This is a genomic window from Shimia sp. R9_1 (genome assembly GCF_017743775.1).
Lineage (GTDB): Bacteria > Pseudomonadota > Alphaproteobacteria > Rhodobacterales > Rhodobacteraceae > Shimia.
Genome location: NZ_JAGHRN010000001.1, coordinates 732,000 through 750,691, shown reverse-complemented (window position 1 = coordinate 750,691; position 18,692 = coordinate 732,000). Strand labels below are relative to the sequence as shown.

The window sequence follows — 18,692 nt, the reverse complement described above, 5'->3', positions numbered from 1 at the left end:
TTCTGGAGATCTGTTATGGCCACATTCACCGCGCTGACCACGCTCGTCGGGAAATCCCAAGCTGAGGCGCTTGGCGAAGCCATGGAGCGTTTGGTGCCGGAGCCCACCGGTGTGGGCGTCTTTGAAATCGAAGACGGCTCTGGTCTCTGGGAAGTGGGCGGCTATTTCACCGAGGCGCCTGATGAGGCGGGCCTTGCGGTTCTCGCTGCTGCTTTTGAGGCAAAGCCCTTTGTGGTGTCCGAGCTGCCAGAAACCGACTGGGTGGCCCATGTAAAGCGCGAGCTGGCCCCTGTGGAGGCCGGTCGTTTCTTTGTTTACGGCAGTCATGACGCAGACAAAGTGCCAGAAGGCGCAGAGCCTCTGTTGATCGAGGCGGCGATGGCCTTTGGCACCGGACACCACGGCACCACGCTTGGGTGTCTGAAAGCGCTGGATCGCCTCGCCAATGAAGGTTTTGTCGGCGAGAACGTCGCAGACATCGGGTGCGGCACTGCCGTGCTGGCCATGGGCGCGGCGCGCATCTGGCCCAACAAGGTGCTCGCCAGCGACATTGACGAAGTCGCCGTGGATGTGGCGAAGGCCAATGCGGTTGCCAATGGTCTGGAAGACAAGCTGATCTGTCTGGAGGCGGCAGGCTTTGGCCATCCGGATCTGGCTGCAAAAGCGCCATATGATCTGGTGTTCGCCAATATTCTGAAAGCCCCGCTTGTGGATCTGGCGCCTGACATGGGCGCCAATATCGCGCCACAGGGCCACGCGATCCTGTCCGGTATCCTGAATGAGCAGGCGGATGAGGTGGTTGCGGCCTATGAGGCGGCTGGCTTTGCCGTGCATACGCGCGAGGAAATTGGCGAGTGGACCACATTGACCATGACCCGCAATAGCGCAGGCTGACATTTCCAAGCAGATAAGGCGGGTTGAGATACATCTCGCAATCGGCCCTTGTCGAATCATGAATAAGGCGTTCCGCGACGGAGCGCCTTTTTTGTATGTTTTTGCGGGATTGTTTGGCTTGAGGGGATAGTCAGGATCGCTGCTCTGCGACTGTTTCCAAATGAGCGTGATCTGTTAAGCATAAAAACAAGTTTTGTCTCGAATTTGCCTTATTTGTCAGGGCTTGCCTTGATTTTAGGGCAATTTTTTGGTCAATTTTATTCGAGTTTGGTGGGGGCCAAACCTGAGTATTTGCTATGAGTGAATCCAACGCTGAGTTTCATGAGCGTCTCGCACGGATTTACCGCAATCAAGCGGAAGCCGGGCCGAAGGCGCGTGAGGCAGTTGCTATTGACCGCAATGGCTACGTCATCGTGCGCGGTGCAGGACGCAGACGCACGATCCCGTGGCACGGTCTGAGCATGGTTGTGGTCTCTTTTTTTGTCATCAAAGGCTTGATGATGTCCCAGCTTGGTCCTGACTTCTATTCGCAGGATGTGGCGCGTTTGAGCGGCGGAAATGCTGTGGAGAAAGCTGCAGCCTGGACCATGCGCCCTGATCCGGTGTCTCGCTGGATCGCGCTCAAGATCAATTCACTGGGCTAACACCCTTCTTTTTCATGGATCCCTCCAAGATCCTTGCGGCCTCGGGTTCTCTCCCCCGGGGCCGCGTTTGTTTTGGGCACGAAAAAACCGCAGCCTCCCCAAGCTGGCTGCGGTTTCCGACCCGAAGGCCCGACCATGTGAGTGGTGACTTGCCAGACTCAGCGATAGCGGGGGATGTCGGCACGAGACATGCCGATGTCCTCCAGCTCGCGATCGGTGAGCTGTTCCAGGGCTTTCCGGGTCAAACGTTTCTCGTTCCAGTCTGCAACCTGAGCAGCGAACACAGTGAATGTGTCACGGATACGGCCAGCAAAACTGGGGGTCGACGTCGTTTCAAAAGAGGCCATATCAGTGTTCCTTCTGCCAATTTGGTATGGTCTATTCTTCAAGATGGACGGCAAATATGGAGGTCGATCAAAGCTCACAAGACGGATTCCGGCATAGGTCCTATGCAGGTTGTGCATGGGTCGGATCGGCTTGTGAAAATGCGCGTTGGTTTGGCATTTACGACATTTTTGAGGGTAAAAACGACCCCCTTGTAACAGTTATGTAACGGGTGCAAGGCGGGGCTGCAGAATACGCATGCAGCTATTGGAATGGGATTGGCCTTGGCGTTTGTTCTCGTTTCGTGCTACTCCGGAGCACAACAGAACAAAAAGAGCAGAATGGGGCGGCAGATGCGCGTATTGGGAATTGATCCCGGCTTGCGGAATATGGGCTGGGGCGTGATCGACGCTGATGGCAGCCGGTTGAGCCATGTGGGCAATGGAATCTGTCATTCGGTTGGCGAGGATCTGGCCGCGCGCCTGCTGTCTTTGCATGAGCAGCTGACGGATGTGGTGGCACGCTTCCTGCCGGATCATGCGGCGATTGAGCAGACCTTTGTGAACAAGGATGGCGCGGGGACGCTGAAGCTGGGGCAGGCGCGCGGGATCGCCTTGCTGGTGCCTGCACAGGCCGGGCTGATCATCGGGGAATATGCCCCCAACAAAGTGAAGAAAACCGTGGTGGGCGTTGGCCATGCGGAAAAGCATCAGGTGGAGCATATGGTGAAGCTGCAGCTGCCCGGTGTGCAGATTGCCGGGCCTGACGCTGCAGATGCGCTGGCCATTGCCATGTGCCATGCGCATTATGCGCGGGCAGGGGCCGGATATGCGGCCGCATTGAAAAAGGCGCAGGCATGATAGGCAAGATTTCTGGAACGCTGGAATATCGCAGCACGGATCACGTTCTGATCGACGTGCGCGGGGTGGGCTATATGGTCTACTGCTCTGACCGGACGCTGGCGGCGATGCCGGCCGCAGGGGAGGCCGTGGCGCTTTATACCGATCTCTTGGTGCGCGAAGACCTTTTGCAGCTCTTTGGATTTGGCAGCCTGTTTGAAAAAGAATGGCACCGGCTCTTGATGAGTGTGCAGGGCATTGGCGCAAAGGCCAGTCTTGCCATTCTGGGCACGCTGGGCGCCGAGGGGGTCAGCCGCGCTGTGACGCTGGGCGATGTGGCGGCGATCAAAGCCGCCAAGGGAGTCGGCCCCAAAACCGCTCAGCGGGTTGTCATTGAGCTGAAAGACAAAGCGCCTGAAATCATGGCGCTGGGCGGCAGTCTCAGCAATGCGATGGCCACAGCCACCGGTGAGGCGGCGCAGAGCGCGCCGGAGGAAGATGACGCGGTGTTGGAAGATCCGGCACATGCACCGGTCACGCCAGGTGGCGCTTCCGGGGCGAGCGGCTCTGCGGCTGCGGCATCCATGAGTGTGCAGGCCGACGCTTTGTCCGCACTTGGCAATCTGGGCTACAGCCCCTCCGATGCGGCAACCGCAGTGGCACAGGCGGCGGGCGAAGATCCCGAGGCGGATACGGCAACCTTGATCCGCACAGCCCTCAAGCTCTTGGCGCCGAAGGGATAATCTATGGATCAGCCAGACCCGACATTGCGCCCCGAGCCGCGACCAGAGGATGCGGATCGCGCCCTGCGCCCACAGGAGCTTGACGCCTTCATCGGCCAAGCCGAGGCGCGGGCAAACCTACGGGTGTTCATTGAGAGCGCCCGGCGTCGTGGCGAAGCGATGGACCACACGTTGTTTCACGGGCCTCCGGGGCTGGGGAAAACAACGCTCGCCCAGATCATGGCGCGCGAGCTTGGTGTGAACTTCCGGATGACCTCCGGCCCCGTGCTGGCCAAGGCAGGCGACCTCGCGGCGATCCTGACCAATTTGGAAGCGCGCGATGTGTTATTCATCGACGAAATTCACCGTCTGAACCCGGCGGTGGAAGAGGTGCTTTACCCGGCGATGGAAGACTTTGAGCTTGATCTGGTGATCGGGGAGGGCCCTGCTGCGCGGACCGTGCGCATTGAGCTGCAGCCGTTTACCCTGGTTGGCGCAACCACTCGACTGGGGCTCTTGACCACGCCTCTGCGCGACCGTTTCGGCATTCCGACACGTCTGCAGTTTTACACCGAAGATGAGCTCAACGAGATCGTGACCCGCAATGCACGCAAGCTTCATGTGCCTGCACAGGATGGCGGTGCGCGTGAGATTGCACGCCGGTCGCGTGGCACACCTCGGATCGCGGGGCGGCTGTTGCGTCGGGTGGTGGACTTCGCGCTCGTGGAGGGCGACGGCGTCATCACCAAGGCGCTTGCGGACGGGGCGCTGACGCGGCTAGGGGTGGACAATCTCGGCTTGGACGGGGCCGACCGCAGATACCTGCTTTTCATTGCAGAGAACTACGGTGGTGGCCCTGTTGGGATCGACACCATCAGCGCCGCGCTGAGCGAGAGCCGCGATGCGATTGAAGAGGTGATCGAACCGTTTTTGCTACAGCAAGGGCTGATCCAGCGGACGCCGCGTGGCCGGATGCTGGCGCAAAAAGCGTGGCGACATCTGGGGCTTTCGGCGCCCAAACGCCCGGATCAGAAAGATCTGTTCTCGCCAGGCAAGCGGTAAGAGAGGTCTTTGAGGGGGCGAAGGTGGCGCAGTTGTTCAGATCTGTGGAGTGTGTGAATGAATGAATTGGATCGACCCACAGGGCGGAGTGTCGCGGATCTGACGGCTCGGGCCAAACAAGTCAGCGACATCTATGCTGAGACCTTCGAGATCACGCGCGACCCTGCTTGGTATCTTGCAAAACTGACGGAAGAGCTGGGGGAGATGCAATCTGCCTATCTCGCGTCCATTGGCAATCAGCGTCGCAGTGGCTCCGGGCAATGTGCCAAAGAGGCTTTGGAGGACGAAGCCGCAGACCTGTTTGGGTTTCTAATGGTCTTTGCCCAATGGCAGGGGATCGATCTGGAAGCCGCCTTTGAGCGGAAGTGGGGGAAATATCTTAACGGTTCTCCTGCCACGCAGGCTGCACCAGAGACCCCTCAACCAGCTGTCTGACGCTTGGCTTTTGCCTGCAAGCTCGGAAGGGCTGCGGAGAGCACGCCCGCGCTCAGGATCAGCGCCAGACCGAGCCAGGTGAGGGCGGCGGGCAATGTGCCAAACACCACCCATCCAAGCGCCGTTGCACTCAGAAGCTGGAGGTAGACCAAGGGCGCAAGCTGTGCGGCCTCGGCGCGGCGATAGGCGAGCAACAGGAGGAGATTTCCTCCCATCGAAAAGGCCGCACTGCCAAAGGTGAGTGCGCTGAACTCCAGTGTTGCGGCGGTCGGCAGATGTGGCAGGCCAAAAGGTGTCAGGATCAGAGCGCTGAGCGCCAGTTGGGTGACAAGCAGGTCGGTGGCGCGCACCGTGCCTGAGAGCCAGCGCGAGGCCGTGAGAAAGGCACCGTAGCAGAGGCCTGCGGCCACCGCGTAGAGAAGACCGGGAGACATCTCGGCACTTGGCCGCACCACGAGCAGGACCCCGAGAAACCCAAGCACCATCAGAAGGTTGCGGCTCCGTGTTGCGGGCTCGTTGAGCAACATGACAGACAAGATGTAGGAAAAGATCGGCCCGATGAAAAACGCGGCAAAGACGTCGGCGATGGGAGCCGTCTGCAGGGCGTTTTGAATGCAGAAGATACCACAGCTCATCAATGCGGCGCGCAGCCAGATGGCCCAATGGCCTAGCGCATGCAGGGTTGTTGGTCGCAGCAAAGGCAGGGCCATCAACGCGCCAAGTGCGAAGCGGGACCAGGCGACAAATATCGGGCTGGCGCCATGGGTCTGCATCATGAGTTTGCCCGCCGTGTCCCCTGCGGGGATCATGGACATGGCGACAAACATCAGGGCAAAGACTTTCCACATAGGCACAGCGGTAACATGTTAACAGCCTCACCAAAAGCCCGCTGATTTTTGTTTATTTTGTGAAGTCGCACGGGCACTCTGCTGGTTGAACCATCAAGCGGTTCAGAGGTACGGTTGCGACTATGAAAAAGAGCTTCACACGCCGGTCGTTTCTGACCTTGAGCGCCGCCAGTTTGGGGACACCTCTTTGGGCCAATGCGCCGAGCCGATCATTGCGGCCTGTGCTGCGCCCGGATGCGCAGAGACTGATCGACAGTGCGCCTTCTGCAGAAAGTTTGATCCGCGACAGTGGCCTCACCGGCAAGGTGAGCTATGCGGTGGCGCGCGCCGGAGATGGCGGCATTCTGGAAGGGCATAATGCGGCCTCGGGGTTGCCGCCCGCCAGCGTGACCAAAGTGCTGACCGCGCTTTATGCGTTACACTATCTGGGGCCAAACCACCGCTTTCTCACAAGCTTGGTGGCTGTCGGGACAGTGGAGAACGGTGTTCTGAATGGCGATCTTGTGTTGCGCGGCGGCGGCGACCCGACGCTTGACACAAACGGGCTGGCGGACTTGGCAAGAACGCTGAAGGCCTCCGGCATTCGTGAGGTGACCGGCCGGTTTTTGGTGTGGGGCGGGGCGCTGCCATCGGTCAAAAGGATCGATAAGAAACAGCCCGACCACGCAGGCTACAATCCAGCGGTTTCCGGCATCGCGTTGAACTACAACCGGGTCCACTTTGAGTGGAAGCGTGGCGCAGACGGTTACGGCGTGACCATGGATGCGCGCAGCAACAAATACCGTCCTGCCGTGACCGTGGCGCAGATGAAAATCGTCAACCGTGCGGTGCCCGTTTACACCTATCAATCGGCGGGGCAGACGGATCAGTGGACAGTCGCTAAAGGCGCGTTGGGGAAGAGCGGCGCGCGGTGGCTGCCGCTGCGCCAGCCAGAGCTTTATTCGGGCGAAGTGTTTCGGACTCTGGCGCGCGCGCATGGCATTGTGCTGCAGGCACCCAAGGTGGCGCAGGGCGCACCGCGTGGCACGATTGTCGCCCGCCAGCAAAGCCCGGATTTGAAGACCATCCTCACCGGCATGCTGAAATACTCCACCAACCTCACCGCGGAGATGGTGGGTCTAGCGGCCTCTCAGGCGCGCGGGGCGCAACCTTTGACCTTGAAGGACTCTGCTGCGGCGATGAATGCCTGGGCCAAGGAGCAGCTTGGTATGCAGGCGGCTGCATTGGTGGATCACTCCGGTTTGGGCGAGGCATCGCGACTGCGTGCGGATGAAATGGCTTTGATGTTGGCGCAGGCGGGGCAACATGAGGTGCTTCAGCCGATCCTGAAAGACATACCTGTGAAAGACGCCAAAGGACGGCCGATCAAAGCCCATCCGGTCAAGGTCCGCGCCAAAACCGGAACGCTGCATTTTGTGAGCGCGCTTGCAGGCTACATCAACGCGCCTGACGGAAAAGTTCTGGCCTTTGCAATTTTTGAGGCCGATGTCGGCGCGCGCCAGCGTCTGATTGGCCCTGACCGCGAACGCCCGAAAGGCGCGCGCACCTGGAATGGGCGGGCCAAGCGATTGCAGCAGGCGCTGATTGCGCGGTGGGGCACTGTCTACGGGGCGTAGAGCGGGCAGGATCAGCGTTCTCTCATCTTGAGGGGGGCTGCTGGATCTCAGGGAAGCGTTTGAGCGCTATAATGCGTCACTCAGCCGCCAAGGCTCTCCTTTGCGTAGCAAAGATCTACGGCGCGTGCAGGCGTATGTAGAAATACGGCGCGTGTTGTATTTGGCGTTTGGTAGCAATAGTTTCGTAATTATTGCTAAGTAAATGAATTTGTACCCATGTTTTTGGAAAGGGCTGTTGCTCTAGCGTGATGAATACCCCCAGGAAGCCCAGTAATCTCTCACACCATTTCGCGTTTCTAGACGCAGCTCAGGGTGCGATCTTCGTCTTGGAGGTCGGCACGGATGGTATGCCGCGTTATGTGAAGGTCACCAAAGAGTGGGAGCGACGCACAGAGATCGCCGCCAAGGATGCGCTTGGCAAGACTGCCCTTGAGATTTTTGGCGGTTGGAATGGGGAGCGCGGGCTTGCGCTCCATCTTGAGGCTGTCAAGGCGCAGACCGAAAGCGTGCATTTTGTGACCATCCCGTTTGATGATCGTATCGCTGATTTTCGCACTACGCTAAGACCGGTGTTTGATGACGCTGGGCAGCTGACGCATATTGTTGGCACAACAGAAGACATCACCTCGCAGCGGGAGCGCGATCAGGCGCTTGAGCTGAACAAGCTGGCACGCGAGGAGGCAGAGGAAGCCAACCGCGCCAAAGAACGCTTCTTGGCAAATGTCAGCCACGAAATACGCACGCCGATGAACGGGATCATGGGGATGTGCGAGCTGTTGTCGGAGACGGAGCTGGACGACCACCAGCGCCTCTGCGCCAACACAATCTACAATTCCGCCAATGCGCTGCTGACCATCGTCAATGATGTGTTGGATTTCTCAAAGATTCAGGCGCAGAAGATCTCTCTGACGGATGAGCCGTTTTCTTTGCGGGAGCTTGTGCGCGAGTGCTGTGCGCTTCTATCGCGGCATTCTGATGCCAAGAAGCTGGAGCTGGTTTTTGACTATCCGGAGGATATGCCGAGCAGCTTTGTCGGTGATATGAGCCGCGTGCGTCAGGTTTTGCTGAACCTCATCGGCAACGCGGTGAAGTTCACAGAAGTGGGGCGTGTGTCTGTGAAGGTCTCATTCGCATCAGGCGTGGATGAGATGCCGCTTAAGATAGCCGTGTCAGACACGGGCGTCGGCATCGATCCGGCTCAGCTTGAGATGATCTTCACAGCCTTTGAGCAAGTGCACGAAGATGGCAAATTGCGCGGCAAAGGCACCGGGCTTGGCTTGGCGATCAGCAAGGCTCTGGTGGAACGTATGGGCGGAAAACTCTCGGTTGAGAGTGTTCCGAATGAGGGCACCACCTTCCTTGTGGCCTTGAACTTGACCCCGACAGATGCGGTGACGCCCAAAGTGGGGGCAGGCCAAGAGATCCATTCTGAGCCGACCGAGAACGTCATCTGGGACAGTCGCAAGATTGCCCGAACCGATGCGAGCCTGGCTGTCGGGAAGGGGCCGCTCTCAGGGCGTCAAATCCTAGTGGCGGAAGACAACAAGACCAACCAGATGGTTGTGCGGAAAATGTTGGAGCCTACCGGTGCCGATATGCGCTTTGTGCAGGACGGGTTGGAAGCCTTGGAGTGCTGTCGCAATCAGGTCTACGATGTGATCCTGATGGATCTGTCGATGCCGGTGATGGGCGGGCTACAGGCGACGCGGGAAATCCGTCTCTTTGAGAAGGAAAGCGGGAGAGCGCCCTGCCGGATTGTCGCGTTGACGGCAAATGCGCAGCCCAGCGACACGGAGGCCTGTTTTGAGGCTGGAATGGATGGATTTCTCAGCAAGCCGTTCCGCAAGCAGGCCCTGATCGACATCCTTCAATAGCCGCGCAGGCGTGCTACCTGCGCAGCTCATTTTGTTACCGTAAGCGGCTTAGGTCATGTGACGCGCACGGGCGCCGCGCTCAATTGCGGCAGCGTGCAGGCGGTCGATGTTCAGCTCATAGCGGATCTCTTCAAGCAGGCGCAGTTCCGGCTCAGCCAGAGTGCCATCCGCAGCCCCGACATCACAGGCCAGCGCATAGGCGGTTTCAAAGAGCCGTTCATCCAGATTGTCGCGTACCAGACCAAACAGCGCGGCGAGACCGTCTTCCTGTTCAAACAGGTCAAACACCAGCTGGCTGATGACCTGCATCCGGTCCACATCATATTCCGCAAATACCGGCAGGTGGTTCACGGCCGCCTGAATTTTCACGAGTTCAGCGGTGCGGATGTTCTCGTCAGACGCGGAGACAGCCACCATCACCAACACCAAGCAGTCCTGCGGGGTGAGCGGGTGTGGAATTTCTTGGGTCACTTGCAAATCCTTTGCATTGCTGTGTTGCAGTGCAGAATATTGACTGCCAGTCTCAGGAGCAATAGGAAGCGTCGGATTGTCACGTGCAATGAGGCGCTTGGCATTCTTTCGCTGAAACCCGATCCTGAACCGGAGATGGACAATGTCTGACCTGCGCGCAGCAGCCCTCGAATCCAAAGCTTGGCCCTTTGAAGAAGCCCGCAAGCTTCTCAAACGCTATGCAAAGGGTGCGCCAGAGAAGGGCTATGTTCTGTTTGAAACCGGCTATGGCCCCTCAGGCCTGCCGCACATCGGCACCTTTGGCGAAGTGGCCCGGACCACAATGATTAAGGTGGCCTTTGAGGCGATCAGCGACATCCCAACCAAGCTGATTTGTTTCTCCGATGATCTGGACGGGCTGCGCAAAGTGCCCTCCAATGTGCCAAATCCGGAAACGCTTGAGCCATATCTGCAGATGCCGCTGACCGCTGTGCCTGATCCTTTTGGCACCCATGACAGCTTTGGCGCGCATAACAACGCCATGCTGCGCCGCTTCCTGGATACCTTTGGCTTTGAGTATGAATTCTACTCCGCCAAGGAATTCTACGAAACCGGCCAGTTTGACGAAGTGCTGAAACGCGCGGTGGACAATTATGATGCCATCATGGCGATCATGCTGAAATCCCTGCGCGAAGAGCGCGCCGCGACCTATTCGATCTTCCTGCCGCTGCACCCGGAAACCGGCCGCGTGCTTTACGTGCCGATGAAAAAGGTCTGCGCCGAGACCTACACCGTCACCTTTGATGATGAAGACGGTAAAGAATGGACCGTGCCTGTGACCGGCGGCAACGTGAAGCTGCAGTGGAAGCCGGATTTTGGTGCGCGCTGGGCGGCGCTGGGCGTGGACTTTGAGATGTATGGCAAGGAGCACGCCACCAACGAGAAGATCTATGACGCGATCTGCCGCGCACTGGGTGGGCGTCAGCCCAACCACTTCTCATACGAGCTGTTTTTGGATGAAAACGGGCAGAAGATTTCCAAATCTTCCGGCAACGGTGTGTCGATTGACCAGTGGCTGACCTATGCTTCTACCGAGAGCCTCGCCTATTTCATGTACCAGAAGCCCAAAACCGCAAAGCGGATGCATTTTGATGTGATCCCCAAAGCGGTGGATGAGTATCACCAGCAGCTGCGCGCTTATCACACTCAGGACATCAAGGCACAGCTGAACAACCCGGTGTGGCACATCCACGGCGGCGACGTGCCGCAATCCGATATGGTGGTGCCATTCAGCATGCTGCTGAACCTGGCCTCTGCGTCTTCTGCGGAAGACAAAGAAACCATGTGGGGTTTCATCAACAAATACGCCCCTGATGCGACAGCAGAAACCCATCCGGGCATGGATGCGGCGGCTGGCCATGCGGTGCGCTATTTCAACGACTTCGTGAAACCGGCAAAGGTTTACCGTGCCCCAACAGAGCAGGAGCGCCGTGCGCTGGAAGATCTGGCCGGCGCGCTGAGCTCGCCTGAGACCGCACTGGCGGTGATTGCGGCCAAGAACGCGCTTGTTGGCAATGACGATCCGCTTCCGGAACCGGATTTCACCGATGAGGAGTTCCTGCAGTCCATCGTCTTCGCGATTGGCAAAAACCATGAGTTTGAGCCGCTGCGCGATTGGTTCAAGGCGATCTATGAGGTGCTTCTTGGGGCGTCTCAGGGTCCGCGCTTTGGCGGCTTCATTGCGCTTTATGGCGTGGAAGAGACTGTGACGCTGATCCACAAGGCGCTTGCCGGAGACCTCGTTTCAGGCGCGTGATCCGCAAATGTGTTTGACGTTTCAAAAGGCTCTGCTCCGGCGGGGCCTTTTCTTTTGGCGATACCTCTCAACGCATCGGCTCGCCATCGGGGCTCAAAGCACCACGTGTGATCTGTAGCTCCTCATTGGCCGTAGGCTCCTAAAGGGAGGACGTAAGATGAAGCATGTTTTGCTCGCCTTTGTGGTGGTTTTGGAATTTGCCCGCTCGGGGGCTGCGCAAGCACAAGTGAGCGCCAAGGCGGAGATCGAAGCCGTGATCAGCGCGCAGATAGAGGCGTTTCGCGGCGATGATTTTGTGACGGCCTTCGGCTTTGCCGCAGACAATATCCAGCGCATGTTCCTGACGCCCGAGAATTTTGGCGCCATGGTGCAGCGCGGCTACCCGATGGTCTACCGGCCTCAAACCGTGCAGTTCGGATCGCAGACCTTGGAAGGCGCGGCTGTTTGGCAGCGGGTGCTGATGAAGGACGCTCAGGGTGTGACCCACGCATTGGATTATCTGATGGTGCCGCAAGGGGGTGTTTGGCGCATTGCAGCTGTACAACTGCAACCCGCTCTTGATGCTGCGGCTTAAGCGTCGGGCCTGTTGCGGCCTTCGCGCCAAACCAAAATGGCTGCGGCGGTCAGAATGACACCCGCGCCAACCCGGCTCACCACATCGGGCAGCACCGAAAACACCAGCGCATCATAGAGCGCGGCAAAAGCCAGCGTTGCGTAGAAGAACGGCGCCACAAAACTCGCATCTGCAAGCCGCATTGCGTTGATGAAGCAGGTCTGGGCAGAGGCCATCAACAGCCCAATCCCGGCGAGTGCGGCCCATTGCGCTAGTGTCGGCAGTTGCCAGACAAAAGCGGCGGCCGCTGTGGATATGGCCAGACCAATGGCATTGTTGATAAGCAGAATTTGAAACGGGCGCTCGCGGCCGGTTAGCTTCTTGATGAAGATCAGCTCGCCGCCCATGGCGACGGCGGCACATAGGGCCAGCACCGCCCCAAGCTCCAGCGCCCCGGTGCCGGGGCGGGTCAGGATCATCGCGCCACAAAATGCCAATGCCGCAGAACCCCAGCGCCACGGGCCGATTTTTTCCCCAAGAAACGGGATCGCCAGCAGCATGCCGACCACGGGGTTCAGAAAGCTGATCGCAGTGGCATCCGAGAGCGGGATGAACGCCGCCGCCGCAAACATCAGCGTCACGCCGCCCCAGCCAAGTGTGGAGCGACCAATATGGAGCCCCCAGTGAAGGCGCTCAATTTGCGGGCGCAGGATCATCGCCGCAGTGGCAAACCCAATGAAGGCAAAGAGGAAGCGCCCGTGACTGATCTGCAGCGGGTGCAGCGCTGGCCCCAGCGTTCCGGTTCCAAGCGCTTTCGCCAGAAGCGTTGTGCCAGCGGCAAAGGCAGACGCGGCCAATGTCAGCGCGGCAGCGAGTGCGGGATTCGTCTTGGGGGCGGCGATGGGGTGCATAAGGAGGTTATGGGGGCAGTGCTCACTGCTGACAAGCGGCCGATTTACGCAGCACAAAATTCGCCGCGTGTCAGTCCGAAATGATCAAAAACCACAAAAACCATCCATAGTGGAAGTTGGGGGTTCCCATTCGTCGATTGCCGCATTAGGGAGAGGTCATGAACAAGTGCATCCATATCTCTTTGCTGCGACGCCGACGCTTTATCGCGTAAAAGGCGCGTAAGCCTGTGTTTGTTCTGATGCGTTAGAAAGTGACGCAAACCCCCTCAAAAACATTGACCTAAATGCCTTAAGTGATGCAGTCACTGAGGCTCATGATCTGAAAAAGGAAGATCGCAATGATCCCGTCCATTCTGCCGACATACAACCGTGCGCCGCTCACTTTTGAGAAGGGCGAAGGAAGCTGGATGATCGAGGTGGATGGCCGACGTTTTCTGGATCTGGGCGCAGGCATTGCGGTGAACGTGCTGGGTCATGCGAACCCTGTTCTGGTCAATGCGCTGACAGAGCAGGCCGGTAAGCTCTGGCATGTTTCCAACCTTTACAACATCACCCAGCAGCAGGCGCTGGCGGATAAGCTGGTGGCGCATACTTTTGCCGACACCGTGTTTTTCACCAACTCTGGCACCGAGTGCTGTGAGTTGGCCGTTAAAATGGCGCGCAAGTACTGGAACGACAAAGGGCAGCCCGAGCGTGTGGAGATCATCGCCTTTGAAGGAGCGTTCCATGGCCGGAGCTCTGCGGGCATTGCCGCTGCAGGCTCTGAAAAGCTGGTGAAAGGCTTTGGTCCTTTGCTGCCGGGCTTCCATCAGGTGGCTTGGGGCGACGTGGAAGCCGCCAAGGCGCTGGTGGGTGATCAGACCGCTGCGATCATCGTGGAGCCTGTCCAAGGTGAGGGCGGCATTCGCCCGCTGCTGGATGCAGATCTGAAGGCGCTGCGGGCCATTTGTAATGAGGCCGGCATCCTGCTGATCATGGATGAGGTCCAATGCGGCGTTGGCCGGACAGGCAAGCTCTTTGCCCATGAATGGGCGGGCGTGGCGCCTGACATCATGATGGTGGCGAAAGGCATCGGTGGGGGCTTCCCGCTGGGCGCGGTGCTGGCGACGGAAGAGGCAGCAAGCGGCATGGTTGCGGGCACCCACGGCTCCACCTATGGCGGCAACCCTCTGGCCTGTGCCGTGGGCGGCGCGGTGATGGATGTTGTGGCGGATGATGCCTTTTTGAGCGACGTGAACCGCAAGGGTGGGCTTTTGCGCCAAAAACTCGAGGGACTGGTTGCGGCGCATCCGGATGTCTTCGAAGAGGTGCGTGGCGCGGGGCTGATGCTGGGACTGAAGTGCTCCAAAGCAGTCTGCGGCGATGTAGTTGCAGCGGGATATGACCATGAGGTCGTGACCGTGCCAGCCGCAGACAATGTGGTGCGCCTGTTGCCACCGCTGAACATTACAGATGAAGAAATTGCCGAAGCCGTCCAGCGGCTGGAGAAGGCGGCAGCCCAAGTGGGCGCGCAGGCGTAAGGACCAAATAAGATGAAACATTTTCTGGATATCCACAAAACCGAAGTCGCCGATTTGCGCGGCATGATCGACAGCGCGAAAGCGATGAAAGACGCGCGCAACGGCCGCCCCAAAGGCGCGCTGGACGATGATCTTCCGCTGAAAGATCACATGGTTGCGCTGATCTTTGAAAAGCCCTCCACCCGGACCCGCGTGAGCTTTGACGTTGGTGTGCGCCAGATGGGCGGGCAGACCATGGTGCTGTCCGGCTCTGAGCTGCAGCTGGGCCATGGCGAGACTGTTGCGGACACCGCCAAAGTGCTGAGCCGCTATGTGGATCTGATCATGATCCGGACCTTTGAAGAGGCCACGCTTCTGGAAATGGCGGAAAATGCCACGGTGCCGGTGATCAACGGTCTGACAAACCGCACGCACCCCTGCCAGATCATGGCGGACATCCTTACCTTTGAGGAAAAGAACGGCCCAATCGCGGGCAAAAAGGTTGTCTGGTCCGGCGATGGCAACAACGTGTTTGCAAGCTTTGCCCATGCGGCGGGTCAGTTCGGCTTTGACCTCACTTTCACCGGCCCCAACACTTTGGATCCGGAGGCCGTCTTCATCGAGGAGGCGCGCGCCAAAGGTGTGAAGGTGGAGATCGAGCGTGATCCGGTGAAAGCTGTGCAGGGCGCGGATCTGGTGGTCACCGACACTTGGGTCAGCATGCATGATGCGGTCTCGACGCGCGAGCGACGCCACAATCAGCTGCGCCCCTATCAGGTGAATGAAGATCTGATGAGCCACGCTGCGGACAACGCGCTGTTCATGCATTGCCTGCCCGCCCACCGCAACGAGGAAGCCACGGATGCGGTTATGGACGGTCCGGCTTCGGTGATCTTTGACGAAGCAGAAAACCGGCTGCACGCGCAGAAAGCCATCATGAAATGGTGCCTGAGCTAACGCTTGGTTCCGCAGTTTGCATAGGAAAGGCGCTGGCTTCGGCTGGCGTTTTTTTGTTGGGCATCGCTATGTTGCCCGCTTGCGTTTTGGCGCTCGCATGTCTGTTGCCGTAGAATTGCCTCAAATTATCTATACTGGCAGAGCTGGCGCAACAGGGGACAGAAGACATGAGCGATGCGGAACGCAGCGCGCTCCATCCACGTATCGTGGTGGCAGGGGCGGGCAGTATTGGCTGTTTTGTGGGGGGAATGCTCGCGCACGCGGGGCGCAATGTGACGCTGCTGTTGCGGGCGGGAACCCTTGAAGAAATCAGCCATCACGGTCTGTCACTGACCGACTATGATGGTTTGGATGAGGCGCTTTCTCCTGACAGTTTTGCCATGCAGACGGATCCCTCTTGCCTCGCTGAGGCTGATATTGTGCTGGTGACCGTCAAAAGCGGTGCAACCGCCCAGATCGCTGATGAGATTGCGCGCCATGCCCCCAAAGGGGCGATTGTGGTCAGTTTGCAAAACGGCGTGGAGAACGCCGACACACTGCGCACGGCCTTGCCGGATCACGATGTGCGCGCAGGCATGGTGCCGTTTAACGTGGTCTGGGTCGGCGGTGGGCGCTTTCACCGGGGCACCAGTGGCCAGATCGCGATCGAGAAGGGGGCAGGGCATGTGGCGCGGCATCTGAGCTGTCTTGGGCTTGAGGTGCATGAGAAGCGCGATATGACCGCTCTGCAGTGGGGCAAGCTGGTGATCAATCTCAACAACGCGCTCAATGCGCTGTCAGGCCTGCCCCTGCGCCAGCAGGTCGGCGACATGCGGTGGCGGCGCTTGATGGCGGCGCAGATGTCAGAGGCACTGACGGTTCTGGAAGGGGCAGGGATCACCCCGAGCAATCCCGTTGCGGCTCTCCCCATGAGCGTTGTGCCGCGCGTGCTCAGGCTGCCTACCTGGGCGTTTCGTTGGGTTGCCCGCGCGATGCTGTCGATTGATCCAAATGCCCGCAGTTCCATGTGGGAGGATCTTGATCGCGGGCGCCGCACCGAGATTGAAGAGCTGCAGGGGCAGATTGTGCGGCTGGCACGGCAGAACGGTCAGGACGCGGCGATCAACGGGCGCATTGCGGCGCTGATCCGTGCGGCGGAGGCGGAGGGCGTTGGATCACCCTGCCTGAGCGCCAAAGAGGTGCAAAAACGCCTGCGGGGCAGATGATCCCCACAGGCGTATGCTGTTAGCTTGTGATGGCGTTGAGCAGCAGGAAGATCACTGCGGACATGGACGCTGCGGCGGGCACTGTGATGACCCAGGCTGCCACAATCGTCATGAAGTGGCTGCGGCGCACAAGCTTGCGGCGGCGACGCTCTTCCGGTGCGATGCGCTTGGTGACAGGGCGCTGGCCGGCGTTCTTGCGCAGGCGACGCTCTGCGTCCCATTCGCGATAGAAGCCGACGCCAAAGATCCCGCCCACTGCAATATGGGTGGAGCTGACCGGTAGGCCCAGCCATGAGGCCACAATCACGGTGATGGCGGCGGACAGTGCCACACAATAGGCGCGCATCGGGTTCAGCTTGGTGATCTTCTCACCCACCATGCGGATCAGTTTGGGGCCAAACAGGAAGAGGCCGAAGGAGATGCCAAAGGCCCCGATGATCATGACCCAGCTTGGGATCGCCACTTTGGCTGCGATGTCGCCAAACTCTGCCGCGTGCACAATGGCGGCGAGCGGGCCCACTGCGTTGGCCACATCGTTTGCACCGTGGGCAAAGGACAGGAGCGCAGCGGAGAACACCAGCGGAATGCCAAAGAGCACTTTGAGAGATTTATTGCGGTTCTCCAGCCCTGCTGATTGCTTACGAATGAAGGGTTTGGACACCGCGTAGAGCAGCACGCCCGCCGCGAAGCCGATCAGCAGGGAGGTTTGGATGTCGATCTTAACGATCTTTTTCAGGCCTTTGAGTGCCAGATAAGAGGCAAAGGCGGCTGCCATGATACCAATCAACACCGGCACCCAGCGGCGGGCGGCAGCGATCTTGTCATCCTGATAGATGATCTTGGCTTTGATGAAGGCCAGGAACATGGCGGCAATCACACCGCCCAGAACGGGGGAAATCACCCAGGAGGCGGCGATTTTGCCCATGGTGGGCCAGTTCACAGCGGCAAAACCCGCCGCTGCAATGCCCGCGCCCATCACGCCCCCCACAACGGAGTGGGTGGTGGACACTGGCGCGCCGACCCAAGTGGCAATGTTCACCCAAAGCGCGGAAGAGATCAGCGCGGCCATCATGGCCCAGATAAAGATGGCGGTGTTCGCCATGCCCGAAGGATCAATGATCCCTTTGGAGATGGTGGAGACCACGTCGCCCCCAGCTAGCAATGCGCCTGCGCTTTCACAGATCGCGGCGATGATGATGGCGCCGCCCATGGTCAGGGCGTTGGCCCCCACGGCGGGGCCCATGTTGTTGGCCACATCGTTTGCGCCGATGTTGATTGCCATATAGGCACCAAAGCCAGCGGCGGCGATGATGATCATATTGCCTGAGTCAGCGCCGGTCAGCAGGCCTGCAAGCACAGCGGCAAGCACGATGAACGCCAGCGCAATGCCAAGACCGACCATGGGGCGGGAGACATAAAGAGTGGCGGCTTCGAGGTGAGAGATGCGGTGAAGGTCGCGATCCAGCGTGGACCATTCGTTGCCAGAGGTTGGCGAGGACATAACAGAGAATCCCAGTTTGCTTAGCGCTGGGGCCTATCCCCGTTGGCGCCGCAATGCAAGAAACGGGTTATAAAACTGTTACATTTGTCGCAGGAGCGCCTGCAATTCGGGTTCATCGACCATATGCGCGGCCTCAGAAGGAGCCACCCATTTGCGGGTGCGCTCGTCCGCTTCGGGGAAGTCGTCCACCAATTTGGTCACTTCCGCCTCAAACACAGTGACGTCCACACCAACAGCAAGGCCGCCATCAAGCCGCTTGTCATAGGTATAGATGCCCAGAGGCTCGCGATTGATATTGGCGTCTTTCACCCCGGCTTCTTCCCAGGCTTCGCGCAGGGCCGCACCGGCGGCATCCAGCCCGTCAATCGGCCAGCCTTTGGGCAGAACCCAGCGGCCTGTGTCGCGAGAGGTGATCAGCAGAACTTCACGGCCCTGGCCCGATCCGCGCGTGCAAAGCGCCGCCAACTGAATGCGGCGGGGACGGCGCCAAAGCGGCGCAATCACGCTGTCGTAAGCGGTTTTCAAGGCGTTGGTCATAGACG

19 protein-coding genes are annotated in these 18,692 nt (G+C 59.2%); 13 read left to right on the top strand and 6 right to left on the bottom strand.

Going from position 1 to position 18,692, the window contains the following annotated elements; genetic code table 11:
• The first annotated feature begins 15 nt into the window (after positions 1-15).
• Together J7399_RS03610 and J7399_RS03605 are read left to right on the top strand one after the other, a co-directional pair.
• Positions 16-894 (top strand): 50S ribosomal protein L11 methyltransferase, encoded by an 879-nt coding sequence (locus J7399_RS03610; RefSeq protein WP_209084179.1) that lies wholly within the window; start codon positions 16-18, stop codon positions 892-894.
• Between the two features lie 296 nt (positions 895-1,190).
• The gene (locus J7399_RS03605) at positions 1,191-1,538 is read left to right on the top strand and encodes a hypothetical protein (protein ID WP_209061757.1); all 348 of its coding nucleotides are present in this window, start codon (positions 1,191-1,193) and stop codon (positions 1,536-1,538) included.
• 158 nt (positions 1,539-1,696) lie between these two features.
• Here J7399_RS03605 and J7399_RS03600 read toward each other — a convergent pair whose 3' ends face one another.
• Positions 1,697-1,885: a DUF1127 domain-containing protein gene (locus J7399_RS03600; RefSeq protein ID WP_209084178.1), complete on the bottom strand. Its 189-nt coding sequence runs from the start codon at positions 1,883-1,885 to the stop codon at positions 1,697-1,699.
• A gap of 330 nt (positions 1,886-2,215) precedes the next feature.
• Between J7399_RS03600 and ruvC the strand changes: the two genes are divergently transcribed.
• The 4 genes from ruvC to J7399_RS03580 are packed head-to-tail and all read left to right on the top strand — an operon-like array spanning position 2,216 to position 4,920.
• Positions 2,216-2,722, top strand: a complete 507-nt coding sequence (gene ruvC / locus J7399_RS03595) for a crossover junction endodeoxyribonuclease RuvC (RefSeq protein ID WP_209061753.1) — start codon at positions 2,216-2,218, stop codon at positions 2,720-2,722.
• Positions 2,719-3,444, top strand: a complete 726-nt coding sequence (gene ruvA / locus J7399_RS03590) for a Holliday junction branch migration protein RuvA (protein ID WP_209084177.1) — start codon at positions 2,719-2,721, stop codon at positions 3,442-3,444. The genes ruvC and ruvA overlap by 4 nt, the downstream gene beginning before the upstream one ends.
• A 3-nt stretch (positions 3,445-3,447) precedes the next feature.
• Positions 3,448-4,485, top strand: coding sequence for a Holliday junction branch migration DNA helicase RuvB (ruvB, locus tag J7399_RS03585; RefSeq protein ID WP_209084176.1), 1,038 nt, complete (start codon positions 3,448-3,450; stop codon positions 4,483-4,485).
• Positions 4,486-4,542: 57 nt separating this feature from the next.
• A complete protein-coding gene (locus tag J7399_RS03580; RefSeq protein WP_209084174.1) occupies positions 4,543-4,920 on the top strand; it encodes a hypothetical protein in 378 nt (125 codons plus the stop codon).
• On the opposite strand, the gene J7399_RS03575 is transcribed toward J7399_RS03580, so the two are convergent.
• The gene (locus tag J7399_RS03575; RefSeq protein ID WP_247742769.1) at positions 4,905-5,768 is read right to left on the bottom strand and encodes a DMT family transporter; all 864 of its coding nucleotides are present in this window, start codon (positions 5,766-5,768) and stop codon (positions 4,905-4,907) included. The genes J7399_RS03580 and J7399_RS03575 overlap by 16 nt on opposite strands.
• 122 nt (positions 5,769-5,890) lie before the next feature.
• Here J7399_RS03575 and dacB point away from each other — a divergent pair, with 122 nt between their 5' ends.
• Together dacB and J7399_RS03565 are read left to right on the top strand one after the other, a co-directional pair.
• A complete protein-coding gene (gene dacB, locus J7399_RS03570; RefSeq protein ID WP_209084172.1) occupies positions 5,891-7,384 on the top strand; it encodes a D-alanyl-D-alanine carboxypeptidase/D-alanyl-D-alanine-endopeptidase in 1,494 nt (497 codons plus the stop codon).
• Between the two features lie 248 nt (positions 7,385-7,632).
• Positions 7,633-9,258, top strand: a complete 1,626-nt coding sequence (locus J7399_RS03565; RefSeq protein WP_209084171.1) for an ATP-binding protein — start codon at positions 7,633-7,635, stop codon at positions 9,256-9,258.
• Between the two features lie 48 nt (positions 9,259-9,306).
• Here the strand turns inward: J7399_RS03565 and J7399_RS03560 are convergent, their stop codons facing one another.
• A complete protein-coding gene (locus J7399_RS03560; protein WP_209061742.1) occupies positions 9,307-9,729 on the bottom strand; it encodes a tellurite resistance TerB family protein in 423 nt (140 codons plus the stop codon).
• A gap of 142 nt (positions 9,730-9,871) precedes the next feature.
• Here J7399_RS03560 and J7399_RS03555 point away from each other — a divergent pair, with 142 nt between their 5' ends.
• A complete protein-coding gene (locus J7399_RS03555) occupies positions 9,872-11,524 on the top strand; it encodes a lysine--tRNA ligase (RefSeq protein ID WP_209061740.1) in 1,653 nt (550 codons plus the stop codon).
• A gap of 157 nt (positions 11,525-11,681) precedes the next feature.
• The gene (locus tag J7399_RS03550) at positions 11,682-12,098 is read left to right on the top strand and encodes a DUF4864 domain-containing protein (RefSeq protein WP_209084170.1); all 417 of its coding nucleotides are present in this window, start codon (positions 11,682-11,684) and stop codon (positions 12,096-12,098) included.
• On the opposite strand, the gene J7399_RS03545 is transcribed toward J7399_RS03550, so the two are convergent.
• Positions 12,095-12,988, bottom strand: a complete 894-nt coding sequence (locus tag J7399_RS03545; protein ID WP_209084169.1) for a DMT family transporter — start codon at positions 12,986-12,988, stop codon at positions 12,095-12,097. The genes J7399_RS03550 and J7399_RS03545 overlap by 4 nt on opposite strands.
• A 338-nt stretch (positions 12,989-13,326) precedes the next feature.
• On the opposite strand from J7399_RS03545, the gene J7399_RS03540 reads away from it, so the two are divergent.
• The 3 genes from J7399_RS03540 (at position 13,327) to J7399_RS03530 (ending at position 16,649) form a co-directional block, all read left to right on the top strand.
• Positions 13,327-14,508: an aspartate aminotransferase family protein gene (locus J7399_RS03540; RefSeq protein ID WP_209084168.1), complete on the top strand. Its 1,182-nt coding sequence runs from the start codon at positions 13,327-13,329 to the stop codon at positions 14,506-14,508.
• A 12-nt stretch (positions 14,509-14,520) separates the two neighbouring features.
• A complete protein-coding gene (argF, locus tag J7399_RS03535; protein WP_209084167.1) occupies positions 14,521-15,444 on the top strand; it encodes an ornithine carbamoyltransferase in 924 nt (307 codons plus the stop codon).
• Between the two features lie 167 nt (positions 15,445-15,611).
• The gene (locus tag J7399_RS03530; protein ID WP_209084166.1) at positions 15,612-16,649 is read left to right on the top strand and encodes a 2-dehydropantoate 2-reductase; all 1,038 of its coding nucleotides are present in this window, start codon (positions 15,612-15,614) and stop codon (positions 16,647-16,649) included.
• Between the two features lie 19 nt (positions 16,650-16,668).
• Here J7399_RS03530 and J7399_RS03525 read toward each other — a convergent pair whose 3' ends face one another.
• Together J7399_RS03525 and J7399_RS03520 are read right to left on the bottom strand one after the other, a co-directional pair.
• Positions 16,669-18,150: an inorganic phosphate transporter gene (locus tag J7399_RS03525; RefSeq protein WP_209084163.1), complete on the bottom strand. Its 1,482-nt coding sequence runs from the start codon at positions 18,148-18,150 to the stop codon at positions 16,669-16,671.
• A 78-nt stretch (positions 18,151-18,228) separates the two neighbouring features.
• Entirely contained in the window at positions 18,229-18,687 is a 459-nt protein-coding gene (locus J7399_RS03520) for an NUDIX hydrolase (RefSeq protein ID WP_209084161.1), read from the bottom strand.
• Between the last annotated feature and the right edge of the window lie 5 nt (positions 18,688-18,692).

What these genes read in the sequence shown, in the direction of transcription:
- J7399_RS03565 (WP_209084171.1), top strand. Translation starts at nt 7,633, where the DNA reads ATGAATACCCCCAGGAAGCCCAGTAATCTCTCACACCATTTCGCGTTT.
- ruvB (WP_209084176.1), top strand. Translation starts at nt 3,448, where the DNA reads ATGGATCAGCCAGACCCGACATTGCGCCCCGAGCCGCGACCAGAGGAT.
- argF (WP_209084167.1), top strand. Translation starts at nt 14,521, where the DNA reads ATGAAACATTTTCTGGATATCCACAAAACCGAAGTCGCCGATTTGCGC.
- J7399_RS03605 (WP_209061757.1), top strand. Translation starts at nt 1,191, where the DNA reads ATGAGTGAATCCAACGCTGAGTTTCATGAGCGTCTCGCACGGATTTAC.
- J7399_RS03550 (WP_209084170.1), top strand. Translation starts at nt 11,682, where the DNA reads ATGAAGCATGTTTTGCTCGCCTTTGTGGTGGTTTTGGAATTTGCCCGC.
- J7399_RS03610 (WP_209084179.1), top strand. Translation starts at nt 16, where the DNA reads ATGGCCACATTCACCGCGCTGACCACGCTCGTCGGGAAATCCCAAGCT.
- J7399_RS03575 (WP_247742769.1), bottom strand. Translation starts at nt 5,768, where the DNA reads ATGTGGAAAGTCTTTGCCCTGATGTTTGTCGCCATGTCCATGATCCCC.
- J7399_RS03525 (WP_209084163.1), bottom strand. Translation starts at nt 18,150, where the DNA reads ATGTCCTCGCCAACCTCTGGCAACGAATGGTCCACGCTGGATCGCGAC.
- dacB (WP_209084172.1), top strand. Translation starts at nt 5,891, where the DNA reads ATGAAAAAGAGCTTCACACGCCGGTCGTTTCTGACCTTGAGCGCCGCC.
- J7399_RS03520 (WP_209084161.1), bottom strand. Translation starts at nt 18,687, where the DNA reads ATGACCAACGCCTTGAAAACCGCTTACGACAGCGTGATTGCGCCGCTT.
- J7399_RS03530 (WP_209084166.1), top strand. Translation starts at nt 15,612, where the DNA reads ATGAGCGATGCGGAACGCAGCGCGCTCCATCCACGTATCGTGGTGGCA.
- J7399_RS03555 (WP_209061740.1), top strand. Translation starts at nt 9,872, where the DNA reads ATGTCTGACCTGCGCGCAGCAGCCCTCGAATCCAAAGCTTGGCCCTTT.
- J7399_RS03580 (WP_209084174.1), top strand. Translation starts at nt 4,543, where the DNA reads ATGAATGAATTGGATCGACCCACAGGGCGGAGTGTCGCGGATCTGACG.
- ruvA (WP_209084177.1), top strand. Translation starts at nt 2,719, where the DNA reads ATGATAGGCAAGATTTCTGGAACGCTGGAATATCGCAGCACGGATCAC.
- J7399_RS03600 (WP_209084178.1), bottom strand. Translation starts at nt 1,885, where the DNA reads ATGGCCTCTTTTGAAACGACGTCGACCCCCAGTTTTGCTGGCCGTATC.
- J7399_RS03545 (WP_209084169.1), bottom strand. Translation starts at nt 12,988, where the DNA reads ATGCACCCCATCGCCGCCCCCAAGACGAATCCCGCACTCGCTGCCGCG.
- ruvC (WP_209061753.1), top strand. Translation starts at nt 2,216, where the DNA reads ATGCGCGTATTGGGAATTGATCCCGGCTTGCGGAATATGGGCTGGGGC.
- J7399_RS03540 (WP_209084168.1), top strand. Translation starts at nt 13,327, where the DNA reads ATGATCCCGTCCATTCTGCCGACATACAACCGTGCGCCGCTCACTTTT.